We start from the raw sequence: 20,852 nt of genomic DNA on the forward strand, positions 1-20,852 counted from the left end.
AAAATTAGTGGCTTAGGCGGCGGAATTTGGTAAACATAGGTGCATGACCGCCGTCCCCGTCCTGAGCGAACCGGCCACCGACGCCGACGCACCCGTGCCGCTGCGGCGGATCGCCGGGCTGTTCCGCCCGCACCGCGGGCCGCTCGGCGCGCTGTTCGCGCTGATCGTCGTGCAGGCCGGCCTCGGGGTCGTCTCGCCGTTCCTGCTGCGCGAGATCCTCGACGACGCCCTGCCGCACCGCGACACCCTGCTGATCAGCCTGCTGGCGGCCGGGATGATCGTCTGCGCGGTCGGCAGCGGCTCCCTCGGCGTCGCGACCACGGGGCTGTCCAACACCATCGGGCAACGGGTCATGAACGAGCTGCGCGTCTCGATCTACGGCCACCTGCAGCGGATGTCGCTCGGCTTCTTCACGCGGACGAAGAGCGGCGAAGTGCTCTCGCGGGTGTTCAACGACATCGGCGGGGTCGACAACGTGATCACCACGACCGCCGGGTCGATGGTGCAGAACGCGACCACGACGATCGCCATCACGGTGGCCCTGGTCCTGCTCGACTGGCAGCTCGCGGCGCTCTCCCTGGTCGTCGTGCCGCTGTTCCTGCTGTTCACCCTGCGACTGGGCAAGAAGCGGCGGAACCTGGCCCGCGGCCGGACCCGCCGGATGGCCCGGCTGACGACGATGGTCGAGGAGTCCCTGTCGGTCTCCGGGGTGCTGCTCGCCAAGACGATGGGCAACGAGCGGGCGATGCGCGAGCGCTTCGGGGCGGAGTCACGGGAGATCGCGTCGCTCGAGCGGGCCGCCGCGCTGGCCGGCCGCTGGCAGACGGCGTCGCGGGCGATGAGCCTCACCGTGATCCCGGCGCTGGTCTACTGGATCGCCGGGCTGGCGCTGGCGGGTGGTGCGTCGCCGATCTCGCTCGGCACCGTCGTGGCGTTCACCAGCATGCTCAACCGGCTGGTGGCGCCGGCGAGCGCGATGCAGACGATCGGGCAGAACGTGGCGACGTCGAAGGCGCTGTTCGGCCGCATCTTCGAGGTCCTGGACCTGCCGGTGGAGATCGCGGACAAGCCGGGGGCGCGCGAGCTGGAGGTGCGCCGCGGTGACGTCTCGATGCGCGGCGTCTCGTTCCGCTACGACGCATCGGACACGGCCGGCCCGCCGACGCTGCACGAGATCGACCTCGACGTGCCGGCCGGGACCACGACGGCCCTGGTCGGCTCGACCGGCTCGGGCAAGACGACGCTCGCCTACCTGGTCGCCCGGCTGTACGAGGTGAGCAGCGGTTCGGTGACGATCGACGGCACCGACATCCGGGACGTCACGCTGGCTTCCCTCGCGGCCGGCGTCGGGCTGGTGTCGCAGGAGACCTACCTCTTCCACGACACCGTGCGGGAGAACCTGCGCTTCGCCAAGCCGGACGCGACGGACGACGAGATCGAGCGGGCGGCCAAGGCCGCGCACATCCACGACACCCTGGCCGGGCTGCCGGAGGGGTACGACACGGTCGTCGGCCAGCGGGGCTACCGGTTCTCCGGTGGGGAAAAGCAGCGGATGGCGATCGCCCGGATCATGCTGCGCAGCCCACCCGTGCTCATCCTCGACGAGGCGACCAGCGCGCTCGACAACCGCACCGAACGCTCGGTGCAGGCCGAGCTCGACCGGCTCGCCGCGGGCCGCACGACGCTGATGATCGCGCACCGGCTGTCCACTGTGGAGCACGCGGACCAGATCGTGGTGCTGCACGAGGGCCGGATCGTGGAACGGGGGACGCATGAGGAGCTGCTGGCGCGCGATGGGCGTTATGCCCGGCTGGTGCGGGGAACCACCTAATGTGGATCCATGCACACCGAACCGGCCCGGACCCTGGAGGAGACCGCCGCGCGGATCACCGCGGAGGCGGAACTCGCCGACCTGTCCCGACGGGTGCGCGAAGGCGTCGGACGGCTGAGCTGGCGGATGCGCGCCGAGGCGGACCGGACCAGCCCGGGGCCGGCGCTGCTCGCGGTGCTGAGCCGGCTCTACCGGGCGGGCACGCAGACGCCGACCGAGCTGGCCGAGGCGGAACGGCTGCAACCGCAGTCGCTCACCCGGATCCTGGCGGCGCTCACCATCCGGGGGCTGATCGAGCGCGAGCCGGATCCCGACGACGGGCGCCGCTCGCGGATCAGCATCAACGCGAACGGGCTGGCCGTGCTGCGCGAGTACAGCGCCCAGCGCGAACGCTGGCTGGCCGGGGCGCTCGAATCGACGTTGTCGCCGACCGAGCGTCAGCTGCTCAGGCTGGCCGCCGACCTGCTGATCCGGGTCGCGGACGCCTGAAAGCTGCCGTGGAGACCCCTCGATCCCTCCACGGCAGCCTTCGGACACCCCCTTTGTCCCGCGCCGCCTCCCCGCGGTGCGGGACGGGTTCCGGAAACGGACCGCTCCTCCTCCGGCCCGCCCCCGGAACCCTGGCGCCTGGACGGCTCACCTCCCCAGGGGCCGTCCGGACTTCCCCCCTCGCCAGCGATCCGGTATCCGCTGGCAGAAGGAAGTCTGCCGCGCCGAGGCCGGCGGGTTCAGTGTGAGAACCCTCAATTACCCGTGGGTAGTAATACTCAGCCGGACGCCTTCGTGCGTCCCCGGCTGCGCGTCGCGGCTCGCTTCGCCGTCGTACGCGCCTTCGCGGCCCTCGAGGCCGCCGCCTTGGCCTTCACGACGGCCGCGTTGCGCTCGTCCTCCGCTTCGGCGGCGCTCTCCTGCAACGCCGCCAGCAGGCGGGTGACGCCTTCGGCCTGTTCGGCGGCCGTCGGCTGGACCACCTCGGCACCGTCGATCTTCGCTTGGACCAACGCTTGGAAGGCCTCGCGGTAACGGTCGGGGTACCGGGCGGGGTCGAACTCGCCGGTCAGCTCCTCGACGAGGTTCACCGCGCGCCTCAGCTCGCCGGGGCGGATGTCGACGTCGGCGTGCTGGAAGGGGAAGTCGGGGGTGCGCACCTCGTCCGGCCACCGCATCGTCTCCAGCATGATCACCTGGTCGCGCACGCGCAGCGCACCGAGCGTCTCACGGCGGCGCAGCGCGACGGTGACCAGCGCGAGCCGGCCCGACTGCTGGAGCGCCTCGCTGAACAGCACGTATGGCTTCGTGCCCGCCGGTTCGGGTTCGAGGTAGTAGCTCTTCGCGAACCACAGCGGGTCGACATCGGGCACCGGCGCGAACCCGCGGATGGCGATCGTGCGGCCCGGCATCGGGAGCGACGCCAGCTCGTGGTCGGAGAGCAGGACGACGTCGCCGCCGGGAACCGGGTAGCCGCGGATCATCTCCTCGGGCGGCACCTCGGCGCCGTCGACCTCGCACACGCGCTTGACGCGGACGCGGCCGCCGTCGGTCTCGTGCACCTGGTGCAGCGGGATTTCCCGCTCCTCGGTGGCGCTGTACGCCTTCACCGGGATGGCGTAACTGCCGAAGCCGATCGTGCCCGTCCACACTGCGCGCATCCCTGCCACCTCCGCAGCTCCAGGCTAGACAGCGGCCCCGGCGGATCGACAGCTACAAACGGGTGTCAGGCGCGACGGATTCGCTCACACATTCGAACGACGGCGTGACCTCGTCGAGCGCCTCCGCCGAGCACCGGGAGGCGATGGCGGCCGCGCGGAGCACCTCGGTGACCACCTCGACGTCCAGTGGCGGCGCGGCGGCGAGGGCGGCCGAACCGCCTTCGACACGGGCGGCGAGGCCGGCGAGCGCGTGGGAGATGGCTTCCTGGCCGGCGACCAGCTGGGCGACGACGTCGGTGAGCTCGGCCGTCGTGGCGCCCGGGCCACCGCAGCGCAGGCCGGCGGCGAGTTCCTCGGCGCAGGAGCGCAGGTGGGTGGCGACGACAGTCGGCGGCAGCGTCAGCCGATCCTGCATCGCTCACCCCCTCGGGCCGGTCGAAGCAGCCATAGTGCCACCGCACGCGGCGTCACCGGACGCGACACACCGCCCGTCGCATATTTGACCGATCGTTCTCGATATGACTAGGGTTTCGATCATGTCCCGGGTCAAGGAGTTCGACGTCGGCGAAGCCTGCGACAGCGCCCTCACGCTCTTCCGGCGCCAGGGGTACGAGGCGACGTCCGTCAGCGACCTCGTCACGCACCTCGGCGTCGCCAAGGCCAGCCTGTACGCCACCTTCGGCACGAAGCACGACCTCTACGTCACGGCGTTGAAGCGCTACGCGGAACGAACCGACGCACGGGTGATGGCCCAGTTGTCGGAGCCGGGTTCCGGGGTGGCCGCGGTGCGCCGGCTGTTCGACGGCTACACAGCGGAAGTCCTCGGCGACGACATGAGAATGGGCTGCTTCGTCGTCAACGCGGCGATCGAACTGCTCCCCCACGACCCCGAAGTCGCGCGGCTGGTGGAACGCAGCTGGGACACGCTCGAGGTCGCGCTCACCATGGCGCTGGAGCGCGCGAAGGCGCAGGACGAACTCCCCGCCGGAAGCGACCCGGCGACGCTCGCGCGTTTCCTCCTCACAGTGCTTCAGGGGTTGCGCGTCCTAGGCAAGGGCACCGATGCCGCACGCCGGGTGCACGCGGCCGTCTCCCAGGCCATGCGCCTGCTCATTCAAGAATGATCGGACCAGAAAGAAGGCACACGATGGGGGCACGTTTCGCGGGCAAGGTCGTCCTGGTGACGGGCGGCGGCTCGGGCATCGGACGGGCGACGGCGCGGGCGTTCGCGGGTGAAGGCGCGACGGTGGTCGTCGCCGGGCGCGACAGGCAGCGGCTCGAGTCGGCCGTGCAGGAAATCGGCGGTGACGCGAGTGCGGTGACCATCGACGTGACCGACTCCGCGGACGTGGCGCGGATGGTGGAGACGGTCGTCGCGCGGCACGGCGGGCTGGACGTCGCGTTCAACAACGCGGGCATCCTCGGGTCGCCGGCGGCGGCCGCGGACCTCGGCGAGGACGACTTCGGTGCGGTGATGGGCACGAACGTCACCGGGACGTGGCTGTGCTTGAAGCACGAGGTCGCGCACATGCGGGCGCACGGCGGCGGCGCGATCGTCAACATGGCGTCGAACATCGGCGCGCACGGCAGGCTGCCGAACATGGCGGCCTACGCGGCGTCGAAGGCCGCAGTGAGCGCGCTGACCCGGACGGCGGCGCGCGACCACATCGCCGACGGCGTCCGCATCAACGCCGTCAGCCCGGGCGCGACCGACACGGACATGTCCCGGCGCCCCGGCGAGACGGACGCCGGCCGCGCCGAGCGGTTGAAGAACGCGATTCCGCTGGGCCGGGTGGGTGCCACCGCCGAAGTGGCCGCCGCGGTGCTGTGGCTGGCTTCGGACGAAGCCGCGTTCACCGTGGGGCACGACCTGGTGGTCGACGGCGGCGCGACCGCCTGAGCGGTCCCACCCCGGCCCGCGGATGCGGGTTGGCCGGATCCTCCTCCGGCGGGAATTCACGACTCACGGTTGCGCATGGTGACGATTCCTCTCTCGGGTGGGAACGGAATGGGTGCACGGCGGGGGTCAGGACTCGCGGTTGCGCACGGGGCTTCTCCTTCGGGCGCGTGGTCGGCCGGGTAGGCGTCGGTTCAGGACTCGCGGTTGCGCACGGGGCTTCTCCTTCGGGCGCGTGGTCGGCCGGGTGGGCGTGGGTTCAGGACTCGCGGTTACGCACGACAGCCCTCCTCTCGGACACAGGCGAACAGAGGTCACGGCGACTCAGGACTCGCGATTACGCACGACAGCCCTCCTCTCGGCAGTGGTGGCGGACAGCACAGCCTCACGACTCGCGATTGCGCACGACAGCTCTCCTCTCGGCACGGCAAACAGCAGTCACAGCGGCTCAGGACTCGCGATTGCGCACGACAGCCTCCCTCCGGCGGTTCGCGCAGGCTTCGGGACGCGGAGGCTCAGGATTCGCGGTTGCGCATGACGGCGGCCTCCCTTCGCTGCTCCGAACGTGTGGCAATCATCGATCGCGGGCGCCCGGTGTGGTGGGGTGGATGCGGATCGTCGGATCACCCAGGGGAGTTGCACCGCCTTGAGTATGGACGGCGCCCGTCCGGCCCAACCCCGCGCGGGACGGATCCGTGGGGCGCTGAACCCTGCTCACTGGACCCTCTGGCGGCAGCGCGGGTCACTGGTCTTCTACTGCTTCCTCGTCGAGTCCGTGGCGCTCGCCGCCACCGTTCTGGCCGCCGTCGGCGTGCCCGCGCGCGGGTGGGACCTGGTCGTCTTGGCCGTTCTCTCCTGCCTCGGGGTTCTGCAGGCCGAGCTGGGGCGGAAGATCGAACGCGTCCGGCGGCTGGTGTCCGACACCCCGCACATCAACCTGACGTCGGTCTGGACGTTCGCCGGCGTGCTGCTCCTGCCGCCCGCGTTCGTCACGGCGCTGATCGCCGTCCTGTACCTGCACCTCGCGACGCGCAGCCTCGCGCGGATGAAGCGCGTGCCGCCGTTCCGGATGACGCTGAACGCGACGCTGGTCGTCATCACCTGCTACTCCGCCGAGCTCGTCCTGGGCCGCCTCGGCGTCCCGGACATGTACGCCGCGCTGACGGCGGGCTGGCGCGGCGTCACCGCCATCACGCTGGCCGCGGTGACGTACTTCCTGGTCTCGGCGATCACCATCGTCCCGGCGCTGACGATCACCAAACGCACGGTCAAGGCGTTCTTCGGCGGCCTCGGCGACAACCTCCTCGAGGTCGCGACGCTCTGCCTGGGCCTGCTCACGGCGTTGACGCTGGCGACGCTGCCCGCGCTCGCCGTCGCGATCGTGCCGCCGCTGCTGGTGCTGCACCGGGCCGTGCTCATCAAGCAGCTGGAGATCGCCGCGACGACCGACGAGAAGACCGGCCTGTTCAACACGACCGGGTGGCACCTGCTCGCTTCGCGCGAACTGGCCCGGGCCCAGCGCAGCAAGCGCAGCACGTTCGGCGTGCTGATGATCGACCTGGACTACTTCAAGCTGATCAACGACGAACACGGGCACCTCGCGGGCGACACCGTGCTGCGCGCGGTCGCGGCGACGATCAAGAGCGCCGTCCGCGACTACGACTCGGTCGGCCGCTTCGGCGGCGAGGAGTTCGTCGTCCTGCTGCCCGACATCGGGCCGGCGGCCGTGCTCGCGGTGGCCGAGCGCATCCGCTCGGCGATCGAATCCCTGCGGGTCGAGTACGAGGACGGCAGCCACATCCGCGCGATCGGCGGCCTGTCCGCCTCCATCGGCGTCGCGACCTACCCGGACGGCGGCACGGCCGTCGACCGGCTGCTGCAGGCCGCCGACAAGGCCCTGTACCGGGCCAAGGACGCCGGCCGCAACCAGGTCGTCGAAGGCACCGCGTCCGCCTGACCCACCGCAAAACCCGGCTCTGACCAGGCGACTTGTCGGATTTGCTCGACTGAGCTAAATTTTGCTCATGCGAGCAAGAACGTTCACCGAGTCCGGCCGGCGAGCCCAGATCGTGCGGGCCGCGATCGCCGTGATCGCCGAAGCCGGCTACCTCAAGGCGTCGTTCAGCCGGATCGCGAAGCACGCCGGCCTGTCGAGCACCGGCATGATCAGCTACCACTTCGCGGGCAAGGAAGACCTGCTCAAGGCGTGCGTCACCGAGATCGAAGAGATCACCGGGGCGTTCATGCAGCCGCGCATCGACGCCGCCGTCGGGCACGTCGCGCAGCTGCGCGCCTACGTCGAGGCGAACGTCGACCTCGTCGGCGAGCACCCCACCGAGGTCCGCGCGCTGATCGACCTGGTCAAGAACGCCGGCTCGCAGAGCGACGCCGTCAACGGGCGGCTCGCGCTGTTCGAAGAGCACTTCCGCACCGGGCAGGCGGCCGGCGCCTTCGGCGCCTTCGACGCCCGGACCGCGGCGCTGTCCTTCACCACCGGGCTCGATGCCGTCGTCGCCACCGCGGCGGCGAACGTGCCCGAACCCGCCGAGCTCGCGCGCATCGGCCGTGAGCTCGCCGACCTGTACGTGCGGGCGACCGCACCCGAATCCGCTGGGGGATCCGCATGATGATCGAGCAGAAGACCGAACCCGACGCCGGCCTGCGCCGGGTCGTCCGCGCCAACGTGCGGAACGTGGTGTTCGAAGTGATCGTGCCGATGGCGCTGTTCTACGGCCTGCGCGCCGCGGGGGTGAGCCAGTGGTGGGCGCTGATGGCCGGCGTTCTTGTGGCCGCGCCGTACGTGCTGTGGACCATCGCCCGCAACCGGAAGGTCGACCTCGTCGCCCTGGTCACGCTCAGCGTCCTGGTGCTCTCGGTCGTGCTCGGCCTGCTGTCGGACGACCCGCGCACGCTGGTGATCCGCGAAGGCTGGACAGCGGCGCTGGGCGGCTTGTTCGGTGCGTGGATGCTGGTGACGGTCTTCGTCGGCCGCCCGGCGCAGCTGACGCTCGGCCGCACGATCGCCGAAGTCAAGCGCGGCGCCGAAGGAGCGGACGCGTGGGCGGCTCGCTGGGACACCGACGCCCGGTTCCGGCGCGGCCTGCGGATCAACACGGCCGCCTGGGGCGCGGTGCTGCTGGTCGGCGCGGTGGTGCACGTCGTGCTCGTCTACACGCTGCCGATCGACCTCATCGCGCTGGTCACCAACGTGACCTGGTTCGGCGCGCTGGCCCTGCTGATCGCCTGGCACGTCTGGTACCTCCGCAAGGAGAACCTCGATGCCTGACGTCCTGGTCGCGGGCGCGGGCCCGACCGGCCTGCTGACGGCGTTCGAGCTGGAACGCGCCGGCGTCGACGTCCTGGTCCTCGAGCGCGAAGCCGAACCCGCCACGCAGTCGAAAGCGCTCGGCCTGCAGCCCCGGTCGGTCGAGGTGCTGGCCGACCGCGGCCTGCTCGCCGCGATCGAGCCGCACGTGCGCGCGAAGCTGCCCGCCGGGCACTTCTCCGGCGTCCCGATCGACTACACCGACCTGCCGACGTCCTTCCCGTACCAGCTCGGCGTGGAACAGGCGCACGTCGCGGCCGCGATCGAGGCGCGGCTGCGCACCCCGGTGCTGCGCGGCGCGGCCGTCACCGCCGTGGCGCAGGACGACGACGGCGTCACGGTCACCGCGGGCGGGCGGGCACACCGGGCCGGCTGGCTGGTCGCCGCCGACGGCGGGCACAGCACGGTCCGGACGCTCCTGGGCGCCGCGTTCCCCGGCCGTTCGGCCCGGATTTCGCTGGTCGTCGCGGACATCACCCTCGCCGCCAAGCCCACCGGACTCGCGGACGACTGGCAGCTGCCGTCCTCGGGGTCGGGGTATCTGCTGCCGCTGTCCGGCGGTCGCTACCGCACGATCGTCTTCGGCGAGGAGCAGCAACGCCTCGACCGCGACGCGCCGGTCACCGCCGGCGAAGTGCAGCGCGCGCTGACCGCCGCGCACGGATCCGGGGTCGTCGTCGGAGAAGTGCTGTGGGCGTCGCGGTTCGGCGACGCGTCCCGGCAGCTGGAGCGGTACCGCCACGGCCGGGTGCTGTTCGCGGGCGACGCCGCGCACATCCACCTCCCGGTCGGTGGCCAGGGGCTCAACCTGGGCCTGCAGGACGCGGTGAACCTGGGCTGGAAGCTGGCCACCACCGTCCACGGCACGGCACCGGACGGCCTGCTGGACAGCTACCACGACGAGCGTCACCCGATCGCGGCCCGCGTGCTGGTCAGTACGCGCGCCCAGGCGGTCCTCGGCGTCCCCGACCCGGACGCGGTGGCGGTCCGGGCGGTGGTCACGGAGCTGCTGGCCGTGCCCGAGGCGCGCCGGGCGGTCGCCGCGGAGCTGTCGGGCATCGGGGTGACGTACCCGGGGACCACCGGCCGCGCGACCGACGTCCCGGCCAGCCCGGACGGCCGCGCGGTCCTGGTCGGCGCCACCGTGCCGGCGGGGTGGGCCGGGCGGGTCGAGGGCCGCGAGGGGGCGGCACCTCGGCTCGTCCGGCCCGACGGGTACGTCGCGTGGGACGGCGGGCCAGGACTGGACGAGGCACTCCGCCGCTGGCTCGGAGCCCCCGCCTGAAGGCCGCGCCGGGGTGCGCCGCGAAGGTTTGCTCAACCTCGCCGCGCATCCGGCGTCGGCTCCCCCGCGGCCGCTAGGAAGCCGCGGCCAGGACCGCCTGTTCCACTTCACGCCGCCAGCCCGGCTCGATGCGCCCGCTCCGGGGGGTCACCGCGAACGAGTCCACCACCGCGCCACCCAGGGTCGACGCCTTGGCCCAGCGGACCTCCGCGTCGCACCGGCGCAAGGCGCCCGCCACCCGGAACAGCAGGCCGATCCGGTCGGCCGCGCGCAGCTCCAGGACCACCGTGTCCGGGCCCGTCGTCTCGTCGTCGAACCAGACCACCTTCGGCGCGACCGGGGCCTCGGCCGGTACGCCGTAGTCGCGTTCCTTCGCGGCCAGCCGCTGGGTCAGCGGCAGCGTGCCCGCCACCGCGCGGGCGAACTGCTCCCGCAGCAGCGTCGCGTCCGGCAACGACCCGAACTTCGGGGACGCCGTGAACACGCCCGCCCGGCCGCCGTCGTGACCGCGCAGGACCGCCGAATGGACCTCGAGGGAATTCAGGGCCAGCACGCCGGCCGCCGGGGCCAGGAGCTCCGCCCGGGCCGGGACCGCCAGCACGACCGTGACCACCTTGCCGTGCGAGCTGATCCGGATCTCGCCCGTCCCCGACGCCACGGCCGCCGCGACGAGCTCGCGCTGTTCGTCGTCCATCGGTTCCGGGGCCGTGAACCCCTTGCCGTGCAACACTTCTTCGCAGCCCGACGCCAGCTCCGCCAGCAGGCGCGCCTTCCAGTCCGTCCAGACTCCCGGGCCGGTGGCCAGCGAGTCGGCCCGGGTCAGCGCGTGCAGCAGCTCGACCAGGACGAGGTCGCTGTCCAGGGTCTTCACCACCCGCGCCACCGTGGCCGGTTCGCTGATGTCGCGCCGCGTCGCCGTGTGCGGCAGCAGGAGGTGGTGGCGGACCATCGCCGACACCGTCGCCGCGTCGGCCGGGGTGAGGCCCAGCCGGGTCGCGACCTGCAGGGAGATCTTGGCGCCCAGCTCCGAGTGGTCGGCTTCGCGGCCCTTCCCGATGTCGTGCAGCAGCGCGCCGATCAGCAGCAGGTCGGGGCGCGACACCGTGGTGGTCAGCTTGGCCGCCTCGACGCACGTGCGGACCAGGTGCCGGTCGACCGTCCACTGGTGCACCGGCGAGCGCGGCGGCAGGTCGCGGACCGCGCCCCACTCCGGGAACAGCCGGGACCACAATCCGGTGCGGTCGAGCGATTCGACCGCGTCGACCAGGCCCTCCCCCGCACCCAGCAGCTCGACCAGCGCGTTCAGCGCCTCGGCCGGCCACGGGGTCCGCAGCTCCGGTGCCGACTCCGCCAGTGCCTTGAGCGTGCCGAGCGCGATCGGCTTGCCCGTGCGCGCCGACGCCGCGGCGACCCGCAGCAGCAGCGCCGGGTCCTTCGCCGGGACGGCGTCGCGGGCCAGCGCCACCTCGTTGCCGTGCAGCACCACGTTTTCCGCGAGCGGCGTCCGGGCCGGGCGCCGTCCGAAGCGGGTCTTCGGCGGCTCCACAGTGGACCGGAGGGCGACGTCGAGCGCGTACGCGATCGTGCGGCCCGCCCCGGAAAGCTTGCGGGCCAGCGTGAACCGGTCCCCGAAGCCGAGTTCGGCGGCGACCAGTTCGGCCTCCGGCGCGGACAGGACGTCCCGTTCGCGCCGGATTTCGCGCCGCAGCTCGGTGCGGACGTCGAGCAGGAGCCCCTTCGCTTCCAGGAGTTCCTCGCCCGGACGCGCGGTGAGCTGCGCCGCGGCGAGGGCTTCCAGGACGGCGAAGTCCCGCAGGCCACCCCGGCCGTGCTTGAGGTCCGGTTCGGCGGACTGTGCGATTTCGCCGCTGCGGGCCCAGCGTTGCCGGACCGACGCCGTCAGGTCCGGGATCTGCTTGCGCGCCGTGCGGCGCCACTGGTCCCGCGCCGCGGAAACCAGGCGGCCGCTCAGCTCGGCGTCCCCGGCGAGGTGCCGGGCGTCGAGCAGGCCCATGGCCACGCGAAGGTCCTCCGAAGCGACCTTCAGCGCCTCACCGGGTGTCCGGACCGAGTGGTCGAGCCCGATCTTCGCGTCCCACAAGGGATACCAGAGCGCGTCCGCGATCTCGCCGACGCCGCTGTTGCCGTTGTGCACCAGCAGCAGGTCGAGATCGGAGAACGGCACCAGTTCCCGGCGGCCGAGCCCGCCCACGGCGACCAGCGCGACACCCGGTTCCGCGGTGTCGACGCCGGCCGCCGAGGCTCCCCTGCCCAGCCAGAACTCGTAGAGGTCGACCAGGGCCGCCCGCAGTGCGGACGCCCCCAGCCTCCCGTGCCTGCCCTCGAGCAAACGCTCGGTGGCCTTGACCAGTTCGCCCCCGTCGGCCATCCCAGACGCCTTATAGAGCGTCCGTGCCGCGCTCGCCGGTGCGTACCCGGATGACGGTCTCCACGGGCGTCACCCACACCTTGCCGTCACCGATCTTGCCGGTGTGCGCGGCCGTGGTGATGGCCTCCAGGACCTTCTCCACGTTGGTGTCGTCCGTGACGACCTCGACCTTCAGCTTGGCCACGAAGTCCACCGAGTACTCCGCGCCGCGGTAGACCTCGGTGTGGCCCTTCTGCCGCCCGTAGCCCTGCACCTCGCTGACCGTCATGCCCAGCACGCCCAGCTGTTCCAGCGCGGAGCGGACGTCGTCGAGCGTGAACGGCTTCACAATCGCCGTGATGAGCTTCATGCCTTGCTCTCCTCGAGTTTCGCGTTGCCGGTGGCGGACTTGACCGGGAAGGTCGTCGGCTGGCCGATGCCGCCGCTCGACCCGGTGAAGTCGTACGCGCTCTCCGCGTGCTGGGCCTCGTCGATGCCGGTGATCTCGTCCTCGGTGCTGACGCGGAAGCCGCCGGCCTTCTTGATCACGAAGCCGATGATGAAGGAAAGCACGAACGAGTACGCGAGCACCGCACCGGCGGCCGCGGCCTGGCGGCCCAGCTGGGTGAACCCGCCGCCGTAGAACAGGCCGTCCGCACCGAGCGCGTTGACGCTGGTGGTGCCGAAGAAGCCGATCAGCAGCGTGCCGACGATGCCGCCGACCAGGTGGACGCCGACGACGTCGAGCGAGTCGTCGAAGCCGAACTTGAACTTGAGCGAGATGGCGAGCGCGCAGACCGCACCGGCGATGAGGCCGATCGCGATGGCCCCGAGCGGGCTCACGAAACCACACGCCGGGGTGACGGCGACCAGGCCGGCGACCGCGCCGGAGGCCGCGCCGAGGGTGGTGGGCTTGCCGAACTTGATCTGCTCGATGAGCAGCCAGCCGAGGACGGCGGCGGCGGTGGCGACGGTGGTGTTGGTGAACGCGACGGCGGCGAGGTCGTTGGCGGCCAGCGCCGAACCGGCGTTGAAGCCGTACCAGCCGAACCACAGCAGCGAGGCACCGAGGAGCACGAACGGCACGTTGTGCGGGCGGCCGGTGTCCTTCGGCCAGCCCTTGCGCTTGCCGAGCACGATGGCCAGCGCCAGGCCCGCGGCACCGGCGTTGATGTGGACCGCGGTACCACCGGCGAAGTCGAGTGCCTTGAGGTTGTTGGCGATCCAGCCGCCGACGGCGTTCTCGCCGATGAAGCCGTTGAACGAGAACACCCAGTGCGCGACCGGGAAGTACACGACCGTCACCCAGACGACGACGAACAGCGTCCAGCCCCAGAACTTCGCGCGGTCGGCGATGGCGCCGGAGATCAGCGCGGGCGTGATGATCGCGAACATCAGCTGGAACATCACGAAGGCGAGGACGGGCAGGCCGTCCGAGCCGGGCCAGGCGACCGCCGGCGAGGTGTCGGTGGCGGCGACCGCGAAGCCGGCGACCTTCCCGAAGGTGTTTTCGAGGCCGGCGAAGTGGAAGTTACCGAGGAAACCTCCGAAGGCGTCGTCGCCGAAGGACATCGAGAAGCCGTACAGGGCCCACAGCACCCCCACGACGGCCAGCGCGATGAAGTTCATCATCAGCATGTTCAGGACGCTCTTCGCGCGGACCATGCCGCCATAGAAGAACGCCAGTCCTGGGGTCATGAGCATGACCAGCGCGGCGCTGGCCAATACCCATGCGGTGTCTCCTGCGTTCAGCACATCGTCCTCCCGTGCCCTGGGTTGGTGCGATGGCAGTTTTGGCGCGCGGTGTTTCACGGGGCGGCTCGCGAGGTTTCACCCGCGTGAACTGTCCGCGCCCGGTTGTTACGGCCAGGTTTCCCAGAACCCCCGCTCGAGTGTCCGGTTGCGAAACGTCGTGGTCGAATACCCCCATGACACCGGCCGACCACGGGAATGACCCACTGCCACCCCCGGTCGTCGCCGCACTGCGGTGTTCGGTGTGCGGCGACCCGATCGGCCCATCGGGACGCACGCTGCGTTGCGGGAACCGCCACTCTTTCGATCTAGCGCGCCAGGGTTACGTGAACCTGTTGCACGCGCGAATCCCGGCCGGGACGGCGGACACCGCGCCGATGGTCGCGGCCCGCGCGGACTTCCTCGCGTCGGGCGCCTACGAGCCATTGGCGGACGAGCTGGCCCGCGTCTGCGCGGAGGCCGACGGCTTGGTCGTCGACGCCGGTGCGGGCACGGGGTACTACCTCGCGCGGGTACTGGAGGCGTCGGAGGCGTTCGGTCTCGCACTGGACGTCTCGGCGGTCGCGCTGCGGCGGGCGGCGCGGGCCCACCCGCGGCTGGGCGCGGCGGTGTGGAACCTCTGGGAGCCGTGGCCGGTGGGCGACGGCGTGGCGTCGGTCGTGCTGAACGTGTTCGCGCCGCGCAACGGGCCGGAGTTCCACCGCGTGCTGCGGCCCGGCGGTCTCCTGGTCGTCGCGGCCCCGGCCCCGGACCACCTCCGCGAGCTGGGCGACCTGGTCCTGGCCGTCGACGAGCGCAAGGACGAGCGCCTGGACGCCACCCTCGGCGAGTACTTCACGCGCACGGACCGCACCGAGGTCCGGCGCGCGGTGGAGCTGACGCCGCGGCAGGTCCGCCAGGCGGTCGAGATGGGTCCCGCCGCGTTCCACCTGGACCGCGACGGGCGCCGGGAGCGGCTCGACGCGCTTCACGAGCCGCGGATCGTCACGGTGTCGTTCACGGTCTCGGCGTACCGGCGGCGGTGAGTCTGGAAGGGTGAAGGGGTGAAGCCCGACTGGACCGCGTCCGCGACCCGGCTCGCGGACGCGGAGTGGGTGCGGGCCCGCATCGGCGGCGCGGCGAAGCTGTACGGCTGCGCGCGGCCGGAGGTGCTGGGGACGATCTGGTGGTACTCGCTGTCGTCGGTGCTGGTCGGGCCGGCGGTGGACGGCCTGGTGGCCGGGACGCCGGTCGATCCCTCACTGGACGCCGTGGAGCTCGACCTCGTCGCCGACGGGCGGTTCCTCGGCGCCCGGTCCACCCGTCCGCTCGACGGCGGCCTCCCCGAGCTCGGCGCCGCCCTGTCCGGCGCCCTCGGCACCGCGATCACCACCATCGCCGCCGTCAGCGGGGCCCGGGAACGCGCGCTCGGCGCGATCGCCACCGACTCGATCGGCAACCGGCTGCTGTGGACGTCCGATCCGGAGCGCGCGATGACCCTCGCCGAACCGCTGGTGGAAGCGATCGACCTGGGCCTGCCGAAGCCGCGTTTCGTCCGCGTGGGCCGCACACCGGCCGTACGGCGGGCTTCGTGCTGCCTGATCTACGAAGTGGGCAACCCGAAGTGCGTGAGCTGCCCGCGTCAGACCCCCGAAGAGCGCGAAGCACGCCTTCGCGCTGCCTTGGGTTAGAGAACCGCCAGCTCCAACGCGGCGAGCCGGTCCGGGTCGGCGATGACGTCGATGCCCGTGATGCGGTCGTCGTCGACGCGGAACGCCAGGACCACGGCCAGCCGCCCGTCACGCACCATGAGGAGCCCGGGAGCGCCGTCGACCAGGGCGAGTTCGCTGGCGCGGGCCCGTTCGGACGCCAGGATCGCGCCGCGGCGCACGCTCTCGACGCCACGCAGCACGATCGGCGCCGGGCTGGGGCCGGCGAACCGGTCGGCGTGCAGCACCACGTCCGGGTCGAGCAGGGACAGGAGTGCTTCGAAGTCGCCACCGCGGGACGCCGCCAGGAAGGCTTCGACGACCTTGCGCCGCCGGGGCAGGTCCGCGTCCGGCGCCTCGCCGCCCTTCACCCGGCGGCGGGCGCGGCTGGCGAGCTGCCGGGTCGCGGCCGGGGTCTTGCCGATCACCGGGGCGATCTCGTCGAAGGGCACCGCGAACATGTCGTGCAGCACGAACGCGACGCGCTCGGCCGGGCCCAGCGTGTCGAGCACCACCAGCAGGGCCAGCCCGACCGTGTCGGCCAGCTCCGCCTCCTGCCCGGGGTCGCGGCGGTCGTCGTCCCGCTCGGGCTGGCCGTCCAGGGGCTCCTCGCGGTGGTTGCGGCGCGTGCGCAGCAGCGACAGGCAGACCCGGGCGACCACGGTGGTCAGCCAGGCCGGGATGTTGTCGATCTCGCGCGCGTCGGTGCGGTGGAACCGGAGCCAAGCCTCCTGGACGGCGTCGTCGGCTTCGGCCGCCGAACCCAGCATCCGGTAGGCGACCGCCCGCAGCCGCGGCCGCTCCTGCTCGAACCGCTCGGTCAGCGTGTCCACCGTGTCCCGTTCCTTCCGCCCGCCGTTCGTAGCAGTAGACCCCGCGGCGGGGCCCGATGTGACCGGAACGGGAGTGATCTGGATCATTCGGCGGCCGTGCGACGCAGGACCTCGGCCAGCAACGCCGCGGGCTCGGACACCGGACCCGGGAGCCGCGCCAGCACCACTCGCCGCCGCTCCGCCGGACCGCCGCGCACCTCCAGGACCCGCACCCCCGGCGGCACGGCCTCGGCCAGCGAAGCGGGCAGCGTCGTCAGCCCGCAGCCCGCGGCGACCAGGTTCAGCTTGGCCAGCCAGTCACGGGCGGTGTGGGCGATCTCGGGCCGCTCGTCCAGCCCCGGCCACACCCCCATCAGCGTCTCCTCCCCCGACGGCGGCCCGGCGATCCAGCGCTGCCCGCGCAGGTCCGCGACGTCGACCGGGCCGGCCCCGGCCAGCGGGTGGCCGGCGGGCACCGCGAGGCGGAGGCTGCGCTCGGCGAGTGTCTCCAGGCGCAACGCCGGCGTCTCGGCGTCGGGCGGGCGGAACGGCGGGACCGAGCCGAGCACGGCCAGGTCGACCGTCCCCGCGCGCAGCGCCCGGACGAGGACCGGGGTGGTGCCCTCCCGGGTGACCACGGTGACGGCCGGGTGCGCGCGCCGCAGTTCGGCGACGGCGCGGGGCACCAGCACCGCGCCCGCGCTGGGGAACCAGCCCAGGCGCACCGTGCCGGCGTCGGCGGGCAGCCCGGCCAGTTCGCGACCGGCTGCGTCGATCTCGTCGAGCACCGCGATCGCCCGGCGCAGCACCACGGTCCCGGCGGTGGTGAGACGGACGCCGCCGGGCCGCCGCTCCAGCACGGGCGTGCGGGCCACCCGTTCGAGCGAGGCGATCTGCCGCGACACCGCGGACTGCGTGTAGCCCAGTGCCGCCGCGGCCGCGGTGAGCGTGCCACGTTCGGCGACCTCGCGGAACACGCGGAGGGCCACCAGGGAGACGTCGCCGAAGTCCATGACGTTCACGCATACCAGGGTTGCCGGATTCTCGCTTTTCGCATGAGCCCGGTCGGCTTAGCGTGCCGGTATGACACGCATCGCCGTCGTGACCGGGGCCAACCAGGGCATCGGCTTCGCGCTCGTCCGCGGCCTCGCCGCCCGCCTCGCTCCCGAAGACCTCGTCCTGCTGACCGGCCGCGACGCCGGCCGGGTGGCCTCGGCCGCCTCCGCCGTCGCCGCCGATCGGGCGACGCGCAGCCGGGTCGAGGGCCGTGTTCTCGACGTCTCCGACGCCGGCGCCGTCGCCCGCTTCGCCGGGGAGCCCGTCGACATCGTGCTTTCCAACGCCGTCGGCCCGCTCGACCCGGGCCGCCCGCAGGCCGAGCAGGCCGACGTCTTCCTCGACGTCGCGAACGGCGGCACCCACGCGGTGCTGCGATCGTTCGGGCCGGTCCTGCGGCCGGGCGGACGGCTGCTCGTCGTGGCCAGCTCGCTGGGCACCCTGGGCCACCTGCCCGAGCCGCTGCGGCCGCGCTTCGACGGCGTCTCGCTGGACGACGTCGAGAAGGCGGTCGAGGACTGGCGCGCGGCGATCCACGACGGCACGGCCCGGGCGGCGGGCTGGCCGGACTGGATCAACGTGCCGTCGAAGGTCGCCCAGGTCGCGGCGGTCCGCGCGGTGGCGGCCGAACGCCGGGACGCCGACCTGGCGGACGGCACCCTGGTGGCGGCGGTCTGCCCGGGCCTGGTGGACACGCGGGCGTCCCGGCCGTGGTTCAGCGACTTCAGCGGGGCCCAGACCCCGGACGAGGCGGCCCGGGCGGTGCTGGACCTGGTGTTCGCCGACGTCGACCCGGCGACCTACGGCGAGCTGGTCCGGTTCGGGCGGGTGCTGCCGTGGCGGGGTGGCAGCCCGCGCCGGCACGAAGAGCTGATCGGCTGACCCCGCTCACAGCACGCAGAACTCGTTGCCTTCGGGATCGGCCATCACGAAGTGATCGGGACGGCCGTCGAGCTTGTCCTCGCGCAGGACGGTCGCGCCGGCGGCGGTCAGCCGGGCGACCGCCTCCACGACCCGCTCCCAGCGCGTCTCCCACGGCACCTCGCGCCCGCCACCGGCCTGGACGTCCAGGTGGAGGCGGTTCTTCGTGGTCTTCGCTTCGGGCACCTTGAGGAAGCTCAGGCTCGGCAGGACGCCTTCGGGATCGGTCAGGTACGCGCCGTCGTCCCACTCCGCCTCGGGCACGCCGTGCCGGGTGAACCACGCTTCCCAGCTCGCGAACCCCGCCGGGGGCGGGCGTTCGATGTAGCCGAGGGCCACCGACCAGAACCTCGCCAGCGCGCGGGGGTCCGCGCAGTCGATCGTCACGCTCCAGCGCACCGTCACGGATGGGAGCGTAGCCGCGCCCACGCGCTGAGAGCGCGTGTCATCCGGGGGATGGTGCGGTTACCGTGGGCTCCGATGAGTGAACGCAGCTGGGGCTTCCGCACCCGCGCCCTGCACGCGGGTGGCACGCCCGATCCCGCGACCGGGGCGCGGGCCGTGCCGATCTACCAGACCACGAGCTTCGTCTTCGAGGACGCCGCCGATGCCGCGAACCTCTTCGCGCTGCAGAAGTACGGCAACATCTACAGCCGGATCGGGAATCCGACCGTGGCCGCCTTCGAGGAGCGGATCGCCAGCCTCGAAGGCGCCATCGGCGGCGTCGCCACCGCCAGCGGGCAGGCCGCGGAGTTCCTCACCTTCAGCGCCCTCACCGAGGCCGGCGACCACATCGTGTCCGCGAGCGGTCTCTACGGCGGCACCGTCACCCAGCTCACCGGCACGCTCCGGCGCTTCGGCGTCGAGACGACCTTCGTCAGCGGCGGCATCGACGACTACGCCGCCGCCATCACCGACCGGACGCGCCTGCTCTACACCGAGGTGATCGGCAACCCCGGCGGCGGCATCGCCGACCTCGCCGCGCTGGCGGACCTCGCGCACGCCCACGACGTCCCGCTCGTGGTGGACGCGACACTGGCGACCCCGTACCTGTGCCGCCCGATCGAGCACGGCGCCGACATCGTGCTGCACTCGGCGACGAAGTTCCTCGGCGGGCACGGGACCACGCTCGGCGGGATCGTCGTCGAGTCGGGGAAGTTCGACTGGGGCAACGGGAAGTTCCCGCGGATGACCGAGACCGTCGACAGCTACGGCGGCCTGAAGTACTGGGAGAACTTCGGCGAGTACGCGTTCTGCACCCGGCTGCGCGCCGAGCAGCTGCGGGACATCGGCGCGGTCCTGTCGCCGCATTCGGCTTTCCTGCTGCTGCAAGGGGTCGAGACGCTCCCGCAGCGGATGGACGCGCACGTGGCGAACGCCCGCGCGGTCGCCGAGCACCTCGAGGCGGACCCGCGGGTGGCGTGGGTGTCCTACGCCGGGCTGCCGTCGCACCCGCATCACGACCTGGCGCGGAAGTACCTGCCGGCCGGGCCGGGCGCGGTGTTCTCCTTCGGCATCGACGGCGGCCGCGCGGCCGGCGAGAAGTTCGTCGAATCGGTGGAGCTGCTGTCACACCTGGCGAACGTCGGCGACGCGCGGACGCTCGTCATCCACCCGGCGTCGACCACGCACGCGCAGCTGTCGGAGGAGCAGCTCGCCGCCGCGGGCGTCGGGCCCGACCTGATCCGCCTGTCGGTCGGCCTCGAAGACGTCGACGACATCCTCTGGGACCTCGACCAGGCGCTGGGCAAGGCGGTGGCCGGATGACGCACAGCGTCCACCACGTCGGCGCCGTCGAGCGGCGCGCGATCCTGCAGCGGACGAAGTCCGTGACACTGGTCGGCGCGTCGGCCAACCCGGCGCGGCCGAGCTACTTCGTGGCGACCTACCTGCTCTCCTCGACGCGCTACGAGGTCAACTTCGTCAACCCGCGCCTGGACACGCTGTTCGGGAAGCCGGTGTACGCCTCGCTGAAGGACGTTCCGGGCGAACCGGACCTGGTCAGCGTGTTCCGCAAGCACGACGACCTGCCCCAGGTCGCCGAGGAGGTCGTCGACGCCGGCGCGCGGACGCTGTGGCTGCAACTCGGGTTGTGGCACGAGCCGGTGGCCGACCGGGCGCGCGAAGCCGGGCTGGACGTGGTGATGAACCGGTGCGTGAAGATCGAGCACGCCCGCTTCGCCGGCGGCCTGCACCTGGCCGGATTCAACACGGGCGTGATCAGCTCGCGGCGGCAGTCGGCGCCCTGAGCGGGAAGAGAACGGACGT

At 72.4% G+C, this 20,852-nt stretch carries 21 protein-coding genes; 13 read left to right on the forward strand and 8 right to left on the reverse strand.

The genetic code is table 11. The features are described 5' to 3' along the window. Positions 1–43 precede the first annotated feature (43 nt). Together ACFVYA_RS13090 and ACFVYA_RS13095 are read left to right on the forward strand one after the other, a co-directional pair. A complete protein-coding gene (locus tag ACFVYA_RS13090) occupies positions 44–1,831 on the forward strand; it encodes an ABC transporter ATP-binding protein (protein ID WP_387044814.1) in 1,788 nt (595 codons plus the stop codon). Between the two features lie 9 nt (positions 1,832–1,840). After that, on the forward strand, positions 1,841–2,320 hold the full coding sequence (locus ACFVYA_RS13095) for a MarR family winged helix-turn-helix transcriptional regulator (RefSeq protein ID WP_387044815.1): 480 nt from the start codon (positions 1,841–1,843) through the stop codon (positions 2,318–2,320). A gap of 278 nt (positions 2,321–2,598) precedes the next feature. Here the strand turns inward: ACFVYA_RS13095 and ACFVYA_RS13100 are convergent, their stop codons facing one another. Together ACFVYA_RS13100 and ACFVYA_RS13105 are read right to left on the reverse strand one after the other, a co-directional pair. Next, on the reverse strand, positions 2,599–3,480 hold the full coding sequence (locus ACFVYA_RS13100) for a Ku protein (protein ID WP_387044816.1): 882 nt from the start codon (positions 3,478–3,480) through the stop codon (positions 2,599–2,601). Between the two features lie 52 nt (positions 3,481–3,532). Next, positions 3,533–3,895 (reverse strand): hypothetical protein, encoded by a 363-nt coding sequence (locus ACFVYA_RS13105; protein WP_103343707.1) that lies wholly within the window; start codon positions 3,893–3,895, stop codon positions 3,533–3,535. A 121-nt stretch (positions 3,896–4,016) separates the two neighbouring features. Between ACFVYA_RS13105 and ACFVYA_RS13110 the strand changes: the two genes are divergently transcribed. The 6 genes from ACFVYA_RS13110 (at position 4,017) to ACFVYA_RS13135 (ending at position 9,987) form a co-directional block, all read left to right on the forward strand. Beyond that, a complete protein-coding gene (locus tag ACFVYA_RS13110) occupies positions 4,017–4,604 on the forward strand; it encodes a TetR/AcrR family transcriptional regulator (protein ID WP_387044817.1) in 588 nt (195 codons plus the stop codon). 23 nt (positions 4,605–4,627) lie between these two features. After that, the gene (locus ACFVYA_RS13115) at positions 4,628–5,380 is read left to right on the forward strand and encodes a glucose 1-dehydrogenase (protein WP_387044818.1); all 753 of its coding nucleotides are present in this window, start codon (positions 4,628–4,630) and stop codon (positions 5,378–5,380) included. A gap of 649 nt (positions 5,381–6,029) precedes the next feature. Next, positions 6,030–7,334: a diguanylate cyclase gene (locus ACFVYA_RS13120; RefSeq protein ID WP_285989236.1), complete on the forward strand. Its 1,305-nt coding sequence runs from the start codon at positions 6,030–6,032 to the stop codon at positions 7,332–7,334. 67 nt (positions 7,335–7,401) lie between these two features. Next, positions 7,402–8,004, forward strand: a complete 603-nt coding sequence (locus tag ACFVYA_RS13125; RefSeq protein WP_387044819.1) for a TetR/AcrR family transcriptional regulator — start codon at positions 7,402–7,404, stop codon at positions 8,002–8,004. Then, positions 8,001–8,663 carry a VC0807 family protein gene (locus tag ACFVYA_RS13130; protein ID WP_387044820.1) on the forward strand — a complete coding sequence of 221 codons (663 nt, stop codon included), beginning with the start codon at positions 8,001–8,003 and terminating at the stop codon, positions 8,661–8,663. Before ACFVYA_RS13125 ends, ACFVYA_RS13130 begins: the two co-directional genes overlap by 4 nt. Beyond that, positions 8,656–9,987: an FAD-dependent oxidoreductase gene (locus ACFVYA_RS13135; RefSeq protein WP_387044821.1), complete on the forward strand. Its 1,332-nt coding sequence runs from the start codon at positions 8,656–8,658 to the stop codon at positions 9,985–9,987. Before ACFVYA_RS13130 ends, ACFVYA_RS13135 begins: the two co-directional genes overlap by 8 nt. Positions 9,988–10,060: 73 nt before the next feature. Here ACFVYA_RS13135 and ACFVYA_RS13140 read toward each other — a convergent pair whose 3' ends face one another. The 3 genes from ACFVYA_RS13140 to ACFVYA_RS13150 are packed head-to-tail and all read right to left on the reverse strand — an operon-like array spanning position 10,061 to position 14,110. Beyond that, complete coding sequence (locus ACFVYA_RS13140) at positions 10,061–12,376, reverse strand: [protein-PII] uridylyltransferase (RefSeq protein WP_387044822.1); 2,316 nt, start codon at positions 12,374–12,376, stop codon at positions 10,061–10,063. Positions 12,377–12,386: 10 nt separating this feature from the next. After that, positions 12,387–12,725, reverse strand: a complete 339-nt coding sequence (locus ACFVYA_RS13145; RefSeq protein WP_013223833.1) for a P-II family nitrogen regulator — start codon at positions 12,723–12,725, stop codon at positions 12,387–12,389. Next, complete coding sequence (locus ACFVYA_RS13150) at positions 12,722–14,110, reverse strand: ammonium transporter (RefSeq protein ID WP_387044823.1); 1,389 nt, start codon at positions 14,108–14,110, stop codon at positions 12,722–12,724. The genes ACFVYA_RS13145 and ACFVYA_RS13150 overlap by 4 nt, the downstream gene beginning before the upstream one ends. Positions 14,111–14,283: 173 nt before the next feature. On the opposite strand from ACFVYA_RS13150, the gene ACFVYA_RS13155 reads away from it, so the two are divergent. Both ACFVYA_RS13155 and ACFVYA_RS13160 read left to right on the forward strand, forming a co-directional pair. Next, complete coding sequence (locus ACFVYA_RS13155; protein WP_387044824.1) at positions 14,284–15,132, forward strand: putative RNA methyltransferase; 849 nt, start codon at positions 14,284–14,286, stop codon at positions 15,130–15,132. A gap of 18 nt (positions 15,133–15,150) precedes the next feature. Next, a complete protein-coding gene (locus tag ACFVYA_RS13160) occupies positions 15,151–15,777 on the forward strand; it encodes a (2Fe-2S)-binding protein (RefSeq protein ID WP_285989230.1) in 627 nt (208 codons plus the stop codon). Here ACFVYA_RS13160 and ACFVYA_RS13165 read toward each other — a convergent pair. Both ACFVYA_RS13165 and ACFVYA_RS13170 read right to left on the reverse strand, forming a co-directional pair. Beyond that, positions 15,774–16,628 (reverse strand): sigma-70 family RNA polymerase sigma factor, encoded by an 855-nt coding sequence (locus ACFVYA_RS13165; protein WP_387044825.1) that lies wholly within the window; start codon positions 16,626–16,628, stop codon positions 15,774–15,776. The genes ACFVYA_RS13160 and ACFVYA_RS13165 overlap by 4 nt on opposite strands. A gap of 83 nt (positions 16,629–16,711) precedes the next feature. Beyond that, positions 16,712–17,620 (reverse strand): LysR family transcriptional regulator, encoded by a 909-nt coding sequence (locus ACFVYA_RS13170; protein WP_387044864.1) that lies wholly within the window; start codon positions 17,618–17,620, stop codon positions 16,712–16,714. A gap of 70 nt (positions 17,621–17,690) precedes the next feature. On the opposite strand from ACFVYA_RS13170, the gene ACFVYA_RS13175 reads away from it, so the two are divergent. Next, the gene (locus ACFVYA_RS13175; RefSeq protein ID WP_387044826.1) at positions 17,691–18,545 is read left to right on the forward strand and encodes an SDR family NAD(P)-dependent oxidoreductase; all 855 of its coding nucleotides are present in this window, start codon (positions 17,691–17,693) and stop codon (positions 18,543–18,545) included. A gap of 6 nt (positions 18,546–18,551) precedes the next feature. On the opposite strand, the gene ACFVYA_RS13180 is transcribed toward ACFVYA_RS13175, so the two are convergent. Next, positions 18,552–18,989, reverse strand: a complete 438-nt coding sequence (locus tag ACFVYA_RS13180; RefSeq protein ID WP_285989227.1) for a VOC family protein — start codon at positions 18,987–18,989, stop codon at positions 18,552–18,554. A 75-nt stretch (positions 18,990–19,064) separates the two neighbouring features. On the opposite strand from ACFVYA_RS13180, the gene ACFVYA_RS13185 reads away from it, so the two are divergent. Both ACFVYA_RS13185 and ACFVYA_RS13190 read left to right on the forward strand, forming a co-directional pair. Then, positions 19,065–20,351 carry an O-acetylhomoserine aminocarboxypropyltransferase/cysteine synthase family protein gene (locus ACFVYA_RS13185; RefSeq protein ID WP_285989226.1) on the forward strand — a complete coding sequence of 429 codons (1,287 nt, stop codon included), beginning with the start codon at positions 19,065–19,067 and terminating at the stop codon, positions 20,349–20,351. Further along, a complete protein-coding gene (locus tag ACFVYA_RS13190; RefSeq protein WP_285989225.1) occupies positions 20,348–20,833 on the forward strand; it encodes a CoA-binding protein in 486 nt (161 codons plus the stop codon). The genes ACFVYA_RS13185 and ACFVYA_RS13190 overlap by 4 nt, the downstream gene beginning before the upstream one ends. The last annotated feature ends 19 nt before the right edge of the window (positions 20,834–20,852 follow it).

Source organism: Amycolatopsis sp. NPDC058278 (assembly GCF_042881395.1).
In the GTDB taxonomy this organism is placed as follows: domain Bacteria; phylum Actinomycetota; class Actinomycetes; order Mycobacteriales; family Pseudonocardiaceae; genus Amycolatopsis.